At 39.0% G+C, this 13202-nt stretch carries 12 protein-coding genes; 2 read left to right on the top strand and 10 right to left on the bottom strand.

The window, feature by feature from the left end:
- The first annotated feature begins 18 nt into the window (after window positions 1-18).
- Window positions 19-1209, top strand: coding sequence for a serine hydrolase domain-containing protein (locus IW22_RS18860; protein WP_034729647.1), 1191 nt, complete (start codon window positions 19-21; stop codon window positions 1207-1209).
- Window positions 1210-1270: 61 nt separating this feature from the next.
- Here the strand turns inward: IW22_RS18860 and mug are convergent, their stop codons facing one another.
- Window positions 1271-1771 carry a G/U mismatch-specific DNA glycosylase gene (gene mug, locus IW22_RS18855; protein WP_034729644.1) on the bottom strand — a complete coding sequence of 167 codons (501 nt, stop codon included), beginning with the start codon at window positions 1769-1771 and terminating at the stop codon, window positions 1271-1273.
- Window positions 1772-1961: 190 nt separating this feature from the next.
- Between mug and IW22_RS18850 the strand changes: the two genes are divergently transcribed.
- Window positions 1962-2264 carry a hypothetical protein gene (locus IW22_RS18850; protein WP_034729640.1) on the top strand — a complete coding sequence of 101 codons (303 nt, stop codon included), beginning with the start codon at window positions 1962-1964 and terminating at the stop codon, window positions 2262-2264.
- Window positions 2265-2315: 51 nt separating this feature from the next.
- Here the strand turns inward: IW22_RS18850 and IW22_RS18845 are convergent, their stop codons facing one another.
- The 9 genes from IW22_RS18845 to IW22_RS18805 all read right to left on the bottom strand — a co-directional run bounded on the left by IW22_RS18845 (window position 2316) and on the right by IW22_RS18805 (window position 13129).
- Window positions 2316-2678, bottom strand: a complete 363-nt coding sequence (locus tag IW22_RS18845) for a response regulator (RefSeq protein ID WP_034729637.1) — start codon at window positions 2676-2678, stop codon at window positions 2316-2318.
- 40 nt (window positions 2679-2718) lie between these two features.
- A complete protein-coding gene (locus tag IW22_RS18840) occupies window positions 2719-3291 on the bottom strand; it encodes a chemotaxis protein CheB (RefSeq protein WP_034729786.1) in 573 nt (190 codons plus the stop codon).
- Window positions 3292-3301: 10 nt separating this feature from the next.
- A complete protein-coding gene (locus IW22_RS18835; RefSeq protein ID WP_034729634.1) occupies window positions 3302-4132 on the bottom strand; it encodes a CheR family methyltransferase in 831 nt (276 codons plus the stop codon).
- Entirely contained in the window at window positions 4133-4495 is a 363-nt protein-coding gene (locus IW22_RS18830) for a response regulator (protein ID WP_081873982.1), read from the bottom strand.
- A gap of 3 nt (window positions 4496-4498) precedes the next feature.
- Window positions 4499-8110 (bottom strand): response regulator, encoded by a 3612-nt coding sequence (locus tag IW22_RS18825; RefSeq protein ID WP_034729629.1) that lies wholly within the window; start codon window positions 8108-8110, stop codon window positions 4499-4501.
- A gap of 4 nt (window positions 8111-8114) precedes the next feature.
- On the bottom strand, window positions 8115-9590 hold the full coding sequence (locus IW22_RS18820; protein ID WP_034729626.1) for a response regulator: 1476 nt from the start codon (window positions 9588-9590) through the stop codon (window positions 8115-8117).
- Window positions 9591-9817: 227 nt separating this feature from the next.
- On the bottom strand, window positions 9818-10162 hold the full coding sequence (locus IW22_RS18815) for a hypothetical protein (protein WP_034729624.1): 345 nt from the start codon (window positions 10160-10162) through the stop codon (window positions 9818-9820).
- A gap of 91 nt (window positions 10163-10253) precedes the next feature.
- Window positions 10254-12056 (bottom strand): serine hydrolase domain-containing protein, encoded by a 1803-nt coding sequence (locus tag IW22_RS18810; RefSeq protein ID WP_051891309.1) that lies wholly within the window; start codon window positions 12054-12056, stop codon window positions 10254-10256.
- 113 nt (window positions 12057-12169) lie between these two features.
- A complete protein-coding gene (locus tag IW22_RS18805) occupies window positions 12170-13129 on the bottom strand; it encodes a helix-turn-helix domain-containing protein (protein ID WP_034729621.1) in 960 nt (319 codons plus the stop codon).
- Window positions 13130-13202 lie beyond the last annotated feature (73 nt).

Below are 13202 nucleotides of genomic sequence, written 5' to 3'. Positions count from 1 at the left end.
ATTCATAAATCAAAAGATATGAAATACAATATGATATTTATTTTTCTGCTGTTTATAGGAAATCCTGCCTTTTCTCAACTGCAGACGATACGAAAAATCGATGGCACCACTGTAACTCCTTCACAGGTTGATCTCATAGTAAAAAAACTTATGGATACAGCTCATATTCAAGGGCTCAATCTTGCAGTTCTGAATAACAATAAAACAGTATTTATAAAATCATACGGTTTTAGAAATAAGCCTGAAAAAGCATTGATGGACACCGCAACAATCGTATATGGAGCATCATTCAGCAAAGCGGTTTTCGGATATCTGATTATGAAACTGACGGAAGAAAAAGTTTTAGTTCTCGACAAGCCTCTTTATCAATATCTGAAAAAGCCAATTGCTGAATATGAGTACTTTTCTGACCTTCAAGGAGACAGCAGGTGGAAATCTATTACGGCAAGAATGTGCCTTGATCACACTACCGGACTTCCAAATGTAAGGTGGTTTCACCCGAAAACCGGAAAGCAGGATACCATCGGAACCATGAAAATTTATTTCAATCCGGGTACAAAATATGCTTATTCCGGAGAAGGATATAAGCTCCTTCAGCTGGTGGTGGAAGAACTTACCGGAAAAAATATTGATGAACTTGCCCGCGAAAAAATATTCAAACCTTTTGCAATGACCAGAACCGGGTATATCTGGCATGAATCATTTGGAGACAGCAATGTAGCAGTAGGACATATGAATAACGGCGATATCGACAAAAAAAAGAAACGTACCGAGCCTGTAGCCGGAGGTTCTCTGGTGACAACCATTGCCGATTATACCCAATTTATTGAAAACATGATGCAGCAGAAAGGGCTGAGTAAAAAACTGTACAGGGAAATGCTTTCGCCACAGATTGCTATCTACTCAAAAACTCAGTTCCCTCCTATTCAGGAAGAAACCACCATGGAAAATACGGCTATCCATCTTTCCTATGGCCTTGGCTGGGGATATTTGAAATGCCCCCGTTATGGGAAAGCTTTCTTTAAAGAGGGCAACGGAATTTCCTGGAGGAATTATAATATCAATTTTCCGGAGAAAGGAATTTCAGTGATCATTATGATCAACAGTGAAAATGGAGAAAAGGTATTTCAGGAACTTGTAGAAACTGTAGTTGGAGATACGTGCATACCCTGGAAGTGGCAGGATTATATTTCTTATAATCAAAAATAGCCAAAAGCTTTTGATCTTTATTCTGTTTATGAAATACAATTAATTCAAAAGTTAGATCTGCTTATTTTTGAGTCTCTGCATAAAACCCACGGTAATATTCAACCAGGTCATCCAATGAAAACCCACGATTTAAACCGCTGGTATTGGGCAGAACCCAAACGATGGAACCACAGAAATCTTCAGGCTGCGGACCCCATGAAATCTGCTTCTTTTTAGAGAAAGCCTGATAAGCCGCTTTACCTAGAAATACGATATACTTCGGTTGAAATTCTGTTATTTTTGTTTTAAAAAATTCTAAGGAACTGTCAAATTCATCTTTTGACAGCTCATCAGCACGGGAAGTAGCTCTTGCTACCGCAGTGGTGAGACCCAATCTGAAATCTAAAATATCTCTGTCATTCTCCGCGTCAATCTGGTAGGGTGTAAAACCTGACTGGTGCATTACTTTCCAAAACCGATTGCTTCTTCCTGAAAAATGATGGCCGTCTTCAGCAGATTTCAACCCGGGATTAATTCCACAAAAAATAACGGTAAGATCTTTGGCAATGATATCTTTTAACATAAATATAAGGCTATAGTTGTATGGATCCGAGTTTTCAAAGGTTATCCTAAAAACTCATCACAGACAGCAAGATAATATTTATTTTAAAATATACAGTGATCATCTCTGTTGTCGCTGATTATCAATTAAAAAAAAATTAAAAGAACAACTATGGCATGAATATTATTGTATATCTTATAAATACACCAGGATGGAAAATATGTTACAAAATATCGACCTGATCCATCGGTACCTGTCAGTCAGTATAGCAGATCAGTTTCATATCCATGTAGATTTGGAGGGTGAATATATCTTTACACAGAATATTGTTTCTAAAAAGACCATCATCGCCACTACATTTACAGATAAAATACTGTCTGACCGTCAGTTGAAATTATTTTTATCAGCTTTGATTGTTGAAATTAATAATGGAAAATGCACCGTTGAGCTTATTCGGGAAAGGATCAGACATTTTGAAGAATTGCGGCGAAGACCGATGAGAAGGATTATTTAGAAAAAATCCCTACAATGATGTAAGGATTTTTTTTATTATAATTTCAATTGATTATTTCAAATATTTAGCCACTTTATCTTCCAGATCATCCAGATTAAACGGTTTTGCCACATAATCATCGGCCTGAGCTTCTTCAGCCAGTCTCACAATATCATTATTAGCCGTCACATAGATGACAGGAATAGATTTGAACTCATCATGACTTTTTAAAAGTTTGGTAGCTTCTACCCCGCCGATTTTTGGGATCCAGTTATCCATAAGAATAACATCCGGCTGAAACTGGGCCACTTTTTCCAATATGTCATGAGATGTTTCTGAAATTTCGACCTGATAACCATTCTCTTCGAAAATGATGGTAATAACTTCTAAAATAGTTATATCATCATCAAAAATCAAAATTTTCTTTGTACTCATAGTAGTTCTATTTAAATCTTTAGTTTATTTAATTTCTCTTTTACAGCTGATTGATATAGTCCGCCAAATTATCCGGTTTAATGATCAGGTCATAATCCACTTCCTGTACCGCATGTTTGGGCATATAATCTACTTCAGCGGTTTCCGGTTCCTGGATCCAGACTCTTCCTTTGTTCTTTTTGATAAATCCCAGACCTTCCACTCCATCTGCATTGGCTCCTGAAAGCAAAACTCCGACAAGGTTTTCACCATACACTTCCGCCGCAGACTTGAAGGTCACATCAATAGACGGTCGGGAATAATTCATCTTTTCGGAGAAATCCAGCGACATCATTTTTTTATCTTCAAATAATAAATGATAATCTGCAGGGACTATATATATTTTATTAATTTCAATTTCCGTTTTGTCGTCCACCTCGATCACTTCCATCGGTACAAACTGCTGCAATAAGGTCTGTAAAACATTCGTTGAGGATGCTTTACGGTGTACCACCAGCAGTATGGGGAAACTCAATTCGGTTTTTATTTTTTTCAGCATTTCCAGAATGACCTGCAGGCTTCCTGCTGATCCTCCTATCACTACCAGTTCTGTCTTTGTGTTTTTAGGTTCCATGGTCAATGTATTAGATGTGCTCTGTTTTTTTCCAGATTCGCTGGTCATCGACCTGGTGGTATACTTTATCCAGTTTTGAAAATCTCAGGGTTTCCTTTGATCCTAAAGCCAGATACCCCAAATTCTCAAGGCTGTTGTCAAAAAGTTTAAAGACCCGTTCCTGCAGTTCCCGGTCAAAATAGATCAGTACATTTCTGCAGATGATCAGCTGGAAACTATTAAAAGAGCTGTCTGAAACCAGATTATGAGTGGATAATATTAACTTTTCCTGTAAGCTTTTATCAAATTTTACACTGTCGTAATTCGCCGTATAATAATCTGAAAAATCCTTTTTCCCGCCGGACAACATATAGTTCTCCGAATACAGCTTCATCTGCTGCAACGGAAAAACTCCTGCCCTCGCGGTTTCTAAAACGGTAGGATTCAGGTCTGTTCCGTAGATCAGTGATTTGTGGTAGAGATTGGCCTCTTTAAGCAAAATAGCCATTGAATAGGCTTCTTCACCTGTAGAGCATCCCGCCACCCATATTCTGATCAGCGGATAGGTTCCCAACTGTGGCAAAATCTTTTCTCTGAGCTTTTTAAAGAACAGCGGATCCCGGAACATTTCGGTAACGTTCACTGTGATTTCTTCGACAAAACGTTTCAGGTATTCAGGATCATTGAGAACGGTATACCGCAGCTCCGCAAAACTGGTAAACCTGTCGATCAGACAAATCCTGTTGACCCGGCGTTTAAAAGAAGCCCTGCTATACTCGGAAAAATCATACCCATACATCTCATACACATCTTTTATCAAGTATTCTACCTCTTCATCTTTTACGATACTTGGTTCCAGCATTTATGACAGTTTTTCGATGGCAATCATTAACTGGTCTACATCCACAGGTTTTGAGACATAGTCCTGAGCTCCCACATCCAGGCATTTCTGACGGTCTTCCGGCATGGCCTGAGCTGTAACGGAAATCACAGGAATCTGGCTTATAGACGGTGTACTTCTAATCATTTTGATGGCTTCATACCCATCCATTTCAGGCATCATCATATCCATAAGGACGATGTCTATTGCCTTTTCTTGTAATATCTGAATGGCTTCCTGAGCCATTGTACAGCTTTCAATCTGATATCCTCTTGATTTCAGCGTCAGCTTCAGTGCAAATATATTACGTGGATCATCGTCCACAATCAAAATCTTCTTATTCATCATTTAACTTTCATATAACCAGACGCGCAGTAAGGACAATAACTGATCGATATCCACCGGTTTTGAGATATAATCCGAAGCACCTGCCACTATACATTTTTCACGGTCCCCAATCATGGACTTCGCCGTTACAGCGATGATAGGAAGCCTTGTAAACATCGGCATTTTTCTGATTTCTCTTATGGTTTCATAGCCATCCATTTCAGGCATCATCATGTCCATTAAAATTACATCTATGTCTTTATGTTCTTTGATTTGCTCTAAGGCGTGTTTTCCGTCCATTGCCACTACGACTTCCACTTTATATTTCTCCAGGGCTTTCGTCAGAGAGAAAATATTGCGGACATCATCATCGGTAATCAATATTTTTTTCCCGCTCAATACTTCTGTCAGTGATCCTAAAACTTTGTTCCTTACCGTTTCAATAGAGTTGTTTTTTTCTTCCACCAAATGTAAGAATAAACCTACTTCATCTAAAATTCTTTCGTAAGAATGAGCGGTTTTTACAACGATTGAATCTGCATACTGCTTGATCTTAAGTTCTTCGGATTTAGATAAACTGTGTTCCGTAAAAATAATGATCGGCAGGTTTTCCAGTCCTTCGTGGCTCTTGATGGATTCAATCACCTTATATTCGCTGCTTCTTGAGTCTCCGATATCTAAAATCACACAGTCAATCTGATCTGAGGTCAATGCTTTCACACTGTCTTCCACATTATTTTCTACGGATAACGAAATATTGAAATTACTCAGATAGTATGATAATGCTTTGGCATGTTTGGCATTATGCTCAACAATTAAAACTTTTTGAGGAGACATCAGAAGCGCATCTTCAATTTTCTTGAAAACATCTGTCATTTTATCTAAAGCGAGCGGCTTGTTGATGAAGTCGATAGCTCCTTTCATCAAGCTTTCTTTTTCAAGCTGCAGGACAGACATCATGTGCACAGGAATATGTTTCGTCGCAGAATTAGATTTAAGCTCATCCATTACCTTCCAGCCGTCTTTTACAGGCAGCTGTACATCCAGTAAAATCGCCTGCGGATGGTACTGAACCGCTGCAGACAAGGCATAATCTCCTCTTACCACCACAACTCCCTTATAATTGTTCATACGGGTGTATTTCAGCAGTGCTTTCGCAAAATTGATATCATCTTCTACGATTAAGATCACTTTATCCTCGGCAGTGATCCCATCGCGGTCATCATCTACATCTTCAGGAATTTCAAGGTTTTCTAAATGCAATGCTGTTGAAGCTTCCGTATCCTCCAGGATATTTTGAATTTCTTCCACATCTTCACGAATGGTCGCTACCAAATGTTGATCATTTTCCGGCTGAATAACTTCAGAAACTGCTGTTATAGGAATGATAAGGCTAAATTCACTTCCTTCATCCACTTGACTTTTCAGCGTCAGTTCTCCGCCTAGCAATCGTGCAATTTCACGGCTTATAGAAAGTCCTAATCCGGTACCGCCAAATTTGCGTCGTGTAGAACCATCCGCCTGCTGGAATGCTTCAAAAATAATCGCCTGCTTCTCTTCCGGAATTCCGATTCCCGTATCTTTTACACTGAAAACAATGAAGTCTTTGTTTTCAGTATCTTTTCTTATGTTTAAACTGATGCTTCCTTCTGTTGTAAACTTTATGGCATTTGATAAAAGGTTACGCAATACCTGATCTACACGAAGTCTGTCGGTTTCAATGGTTTTTTGTACCTCTTCATCTACATGAATATCAAATTTGATCTGCTTCTCCTGAATAATCGGGTTAAACAGACTTCTCAGGTCTCTGATGACATCATTCACGACTACATCCTGATATTCCAGGGTCATTTTCCCGGATTCTATTTTGGCCAGGTCTAAAATCTCATCAATAAGCGTCAACAGACTGCTTCCTGAGCTCTGGATCACTTTTGCAGATTCTACCTGATCTTCATTCAGATTTTCGTCAGGATTTTCAGCCATTAACCTTGAAAGAAGAAGGATAGAATTCAGTGGTGTTCTCAGTTCGTGGGACATATTGGCCAAAAACTCAGATTTATATTTGGTGCTTAAAGCAAGTTCTTCCACTTTTTTCTGGATCTCACCGTTCCTTTGAGCGATCATGTGATTTCTTTCCTCAAGAAGTCTTGAACGTTCTTCCAGTTCGGCATTGGCCTGCATCAGCTCTTCCTGCTGTACTTTCAGTTCTTCTTCGGAGGCCTGTAATTTTTGAGTCTGTGCTTCCAGTTCCGTATTCAGGTTTTCCAGTTCGGAATGCTGTACCTGCAGTTCTTCTGACTGCGCCTGGGTTTCTTCCAGTAACTGCTGTTCTTTTTCGCGGCCTTTTGCTGCATTTAAAGCAATCCCAATATTTCTGCTGCACTCTTCGAAATAATCCAGCCTGTCCTGATCGAAATCTGAACCGGATCCTAACTCGAGTACACCGATGCAGTGTCCGTCTGCATGGATCGGAAGTAATAAAATTCCGTTTATTTTTATTCTGCTGCTGGCGAAACTTGCCACAAAATCCTCTTCAAGAAGATTGTTGTACACCTGCATTTTTTCATTGGTATAGGCCTGGCCTACCATTCCTTCTCCCGGTTCGAAAGTTTTCTTCATGGTATTTTCCAGACCGAAAGCTGTACTCAGCTTAAGCGTTCCTTCATCAAACAGATATAAAGCACCGTTGATGCATTTCCCGTATTCCACAAGCTGGTTTAATGAGGAGTCGGAAACTTCCTTCACTGATTTATTTCCAACTAAAGATTCATTCAGTAAAGCAAGACCTTTCTGGCGCCAGTCGCTTTTATTAATCTTATCAAAAGACTTCTTCAGGGAATCGGTCATGTGATTCAATGAATCTACAAGATCTCCTAAGTCGTCTTCTGCATTATCAACCACTTTCTGACTGTAATCACCATTGGCTACTCTATTTGCAATTTGCTGAATAGCACTTACACGTCTGCTTATTTCAAGGTCTTTTGCACGTAATTCGCTTTCTAATTTATCCCTCCGGATCAGATCTGCTCTCAGTTTAATATAGAAGAAAATAGTAACCACCACCGCTGCTATTGCTGAAACAATAATGAACATCACCGTAGTGCTGGATGAGCGGTTAAGATCCTTGTTTTTAATTTCAAGCTGAGCTTCTTCGTACTGAACGAAATCACGGACGATCTGGCGGCATTTATCCATATAGCTTTTGCTCAACAGGATCTGCTGCTGGGTCATCACAACACCATTTCTTCTGTTCTGAACAAACTGCTTTAAATTATCAATATTGCTGTTCACATTTTTTTCCAAAGCATCCAAACGATCAAGCTGTTTTCTGTCTTTAATATCTAAAGCCTTTACACGTTCAAACGCCTTTGTATACTCTCCTAAACTACGGTTATAAGGTTCCAGAAAGTTTTCTCTTCCTGTAAGCTGATACCCTCTGTTTCCGGTTTCGGCATCGAGTAAAGCAACAAGAACGTCTTTTACGCCAGTGATGGATCTTCTGCTTTGAGACAGGCTTTCCCGGTGATCCATCTGTTTCTGGATACTCATATAAGATGCCACTGAGCTGGCAATCAGGATCAGTAAAGAAAATGCGACCCCAAACTGAAGATTTCTGATTATTTTTTTCGGCATGAGATTAATTTAAAGGTAAGGTAAAATAGAATGTGGAGCCTTCTTCCAGTTTGCTGGATACTCCAATGGTTCCATGATGCTGTTTGATGATCTCGGAACAGATAAACAGTCCGATTCCCATTCCCTGGAACTGCAGTGATGATTCTTCTACACGGTAAAATTTTCGGAATACAGCATCCTGCTTAAAGTCCGGAATTCCAATTCCAAAATCGGTGACACTTACTTTAACTTCCTGTTTTTCTTCATCTACAAATGTGGTGACAATGACCTGGTTGTTCTGAGGAGAATATTTAATGGCATTGGTCAGGAAATTGATCAGGACCTGTTCTATGCGTATTTCATCCAAAGGAATCAGGATTTCAGGTTTTATTCCGTGTCGTTTTATTTTGACTTTATTTTCGTCATGGGTCTGTATGATGGTTTCCACAGCACTGCTGATCAGGTTTTCAAGACTGGTAGGTTTTCTGTTGATCTTCAGCTTTCCGTTTTCTATTTTGGAGACATCCAGAAGATCTGTGATCAGGGTATTCAGTTTTTCAATCTGATCCTGAACTTTACCCATAAAACCGGCTTCAGCGCTTTGCTTATCCAGTTTTAATTTACGGTCCAGCAGCTGAACATAGGCTTTGATACTGGTTAAAGGTGTTTTCAGTTCGTGGCTGGCAATACTCAGGAATTCATCCTTTTCTTTTTCCACTTTTTTCTGATCGTCGATATCGGTAAAGGTTCCTACCCAGTTTTTGACTCCATTTTCATCGTTTACAGGTGTCACTCTTAAAAGGTGGTAACGGTAGTCTCCGGAATCTATATTTTTTATTCTGACTTCAAGCTCAAGGGCTCTATTTTTTTTCCTGCAACGCTCAAATTCTTCTCTGATATCCAGATCATCAGGATGAACTTCCGGAAAATCCAGATCTGACACTGAGTACTGGTACCATTTAAAGTTCACAAATTCTATTTCTCCCTCTTCATTGAGTGTAAACGCAATTTGCGGCAGAGATTCCAGCATCAACTGAAAATGATCAATCTGCGACTTCATGGTCACCTGAGATTCTCTTCTTCCTTTGACTTCCAATTCCAGACTCTGCTGGGTCTTTTTCATGGCAAGACTCTGTTCCTGAAGGTTATAAAACGTTTTCACTTTAAGCAGCAAAATTTCAGGATCTACAGGTTTTGTGACATAATCCTTTCCTCCTGAGGCATAACCACGGGTGATAAATTTTTTCTCCGTATTGACTGCGGATAAAAATATAATAGGAACTTCTTTTGTTTTGCTGTAATCGGCTAAGGTTTCAGCCACTTCAAACCCATCCATGCCGGGCATCTGCACATCCAAAATAATCAATGCATAATTATTTTTTATGGCTTTCCCTAATGCTTCTTCTCCGGAATCAGCCGTATCTACCTGAAAATCTTTGGATTCCAGTAGTTTTTTCAGTGAATAAAGATTACTTTGGTTGTCATCAACAATTAAGATCATAAGATGAATCAGTACTTGGTGGTTTGTTTATATTTAGTCCCGCCAAAAATACTCACAAAATTCCGAAAAACATTGATATTTTAATCATTTTATGGCCACATACCACACATATACACTTATAAATCAATTTTTAAAAGAAATATTTACAAAAATTTCCTTATAACTAAAAAAAGCATCAATCTGTTAGATAAATGACATTAAACTAGCCGTTTATTCACCCAAAAAATCTAGGATTGTAAGAATTCCAACCATTCCTGTAATAAGTCTCTGATGTCAGCCAATGGAAAAGCAGTGGGCTGCCCATCAATTATAAAATAGGGATAGTCAATTTGTAAATCCATATGCTCCAGCACCATTGAATCATAAGGTTCCCAGATGGGATCGGGAGTGTGATCCAAGAAGTAGTTTATTTCTTTCAAAAGAAATTCAGTTCTGGAGATATTTAAATAACGTAAAAACTGTAACAGATTATTTTCATCAATGATTCTGTCTTTCCGGACACAATCATAGCCAACATCACCGCCTGCCGTTACTTTCAAAAATTCCAGGCCGTATTGATCTTTTTTACACATGTTTTTTTTATTCCGTGTTTTGTGAAAACCAATGTTTTTATTTTCTTAGTAAAAATAAGAACTGCCTTCAGAATATGAAAGCAGTTTATTTTTATAATGTTTTTAAAACCTTTGCAGCATTTTCGTTTCTTGGATTGATCTCCAGAACTTTTTGATAATTCTGTTTGGCTTTATTCTTTTGTCCGGCCTTCAGGTAAGCTTCTCCCAAACTGTCGTACACATTTTCACTTTTAGGATACAAGGCAGCATTTATCCTGAAAATATCAATGGCCTTTGTAAAATCTTTATTCCGAAGCATGGTGTAACCTGCTCCATTCAGAAAGCCCTCAGAGAGAAGATCATTTCCGGCATCTTCAGTTTTAGCTTTCTGATACGCTTCCAGGCCTTTGTCATAATTTCCGTCCAGCACCCATTCTAAAGGCGCTTTCTCATCCGGGCCCATCTGTGCATCTGTTGATCTTATTTTTCCATTGGAAAACACCTGTACGATATCTGTTTTTCCGGTATCGGCATTTTTCACAAATTTTACCGTAAAATCCCAGTCCCGAAATGCATACTTATTGTCTCCTACTTTAATCATTTCAACCGGAGTATCCATATTAGCGGAAGTTATCAGCTTTCCATTTTCACGATAAACTCTGTAAAAACCATATTTTCCACTTTTGTAACGTCCAACGTTTTTGAAATCATCCTGATTTAAAGGCAGTATTTTCTGAACCGGGCCATTAAATAAAGGCCATTGATAGACTTCTGCCACTGAGCGTACGAGTTCTTCTACAAACTCAGGTTTGTTGGTGTTCGTTAATACAACAACCCCGTCACCACTTGTTTTACTGGCTATAAATCTGCTGGAAAACCCTTCATTCCAACCACCGTGGTTAAAATACATATGACCTCTTCTGTCTTCCAGAAAGATTCCCAATCCCATAAACGGATCAATAAAAGAAGTGGTAAACTGCTCAGCTGTCTTTTGTGAAATAACCTTGTTGCTTTTCCCGCTCAGGGTATTCTGAACATCTATGACAAATTTAGCCAGATCTTCAGGTGTGGTCCATAAACCGGCAGCGGCCTGCTCGGGATAGATATGAGATTTCCCCGGAACTTTTATCCCATCCTGATTGTATGCCGTAGCTGCGAATTGGGACTGCGCCTCGGATAAGGGCTGTGAAAAAGTACTGTTCTTCATATCCAGCGGCATGAGAACCTTTTCCTTCATAATGGTGGTAAAATCTTTTCCTTCCAGATCGATAAGCATCTGCTGTAGCACACAGTATCCACCGCCCGCATAACGGAAAGGTGTTCCCGGAGTTTTATCTACGAAAACTGCGGGAGTATTTGCGGGAATCTGCCCGTTTAAAACCTGAACTAAGGTAGGAATGGGCTTTCCGGCTTCATATCCGGGGAATCCGCTTACTGTAAAACCGGCTGTATGACTGACTATATTTTTAAAAGTGACTTTTTTTTCTTTGGTGAATTCATTTTCCGGAACTTTCCAGGATTTCAGGTAGGAATTAACATCAGCATCCGGATTGATCTTTCCCGCTTCTACTTCTGTCAATGCCGCATAAACACTTACCGGCTTACTCATGGATGCCGCCTGAAACAGTGTTTTGGAATTGACAGGAGTTTTAGTTTCCACATCTGAAAAACCATAGCTCTTCGCCCAGATCACTTTTGAATTTTTAATAACAGCAATGCTCACTCCCGGAACATTATAATGCTTCATTCTGGACTCCAGTGTCCACATAGGTTCACCCTGAAAGCGAACCGCAGGTATCAATCCTGCTTCTACTTTGGCAATTTCGGTATTCAACTGGGATTTTGTCTGTGCAAATACCGGAACATACATCATTCCGATCAGGGCTGCAGCGTATAAGGGAGTTTTGGTTCTCATTTTATTGTTTAAAATATATGGGTCAAAAATAGGTAAGTTTTAATCACAAATAAGAGATTTTTTGGCTATAATTATAGTAAACTATTTACAAGACAATACTTACATCTTATTTATTACATCATCGAATACTGTTTCGGGTTCATCCCCACATGCTCTTTGAATATTTTAGAAAAATGGCTCAGGTTGGTAAAACCTAGTTTATAGCCGACTTCTGAAACGGAATATTTTTTCTCTTTCAGCAGAACAGCAGCTTCTTTCATCCTGAATCCCTGATAGTAGCTAAAAATACTGTCACCGAAAATCTGCTTAAACAGCCGTTTCAATTTTGTAGGACTCATTCCTGCCTCTGCTGCCAGTTTTCCAATAACAGGAGGAATGTCGAGGTTTTGAAGGATCTGATCTCTTATTTTGTAAAGAATTTCTATATCATGACTGTTCAAAGCATATAGACGTTTTTCGTCCCGCTTTTCCAGTTCCATCAGCAGCCTGCAGATCATTTCCTCAGCTTTAATTCTCATAAAAAACAGTTCAAAAGTTTCTCCAACGGATTCTGAGATAATTTCATCCACCACTTTCTGCAACGAGGGATAGATGATTTGTTCAAAAAGATAAGGTTGGTTATTCTGCAGAAGGCTTTGCAAAACCGGTGAGTGGTCTGATGCACTAAACAATTGGCCAAGATAATCCGCCTCTACTTCAATATTAATGGTAGATGTATTGGAATGAATGGAAATAATTTCATCCGTATTGATGCGGCTAGTTGCAATTAAAACGGACGGCATTTCTCCCGGATGTTTTTCAGCAGACCATGATTCCGCTTTAGGGAAAATATTCTGAAACTTAAAAAATATCACTTTTCTGCCTGCATTCCGCTCCGGATTCTCCAACACCAGGTCATCATTCAGCTTATAATTACTGATCAGCATTCTGACATTTGTATTGAAAACAAATCCGGTACAATACCCGCTTCCAAACCCGGAAGGGATTTCTAATCTTCTGTTCTTTAATTTTGTTCCCAGTACATGAGCCAACTTTTGAAGAATGACCGGGATGGTTTGATCCTCTTTTTCCATAAAAGTCTTTTACAGCTATTTTTAAGTCTAATGTAATTATTTTATTTCTAAAGTGACCCTCAATTTTGTATTG

Origin of the sequence: Chryseobacterium sp. JM1, assembly GCF_000737715.1 — a bacterium.
Taxonomy (GTDB): Bacteria; Bacteroidota; Bacteroidia; order Flavobacteriales; family Weeksellaceae; genus Chryseobacterium.
The sequence above is the reverse complement of the archived record's forward strand: the minus strand, read 5'-3'. Positions and strand labels throughout refer to the sequence as shown.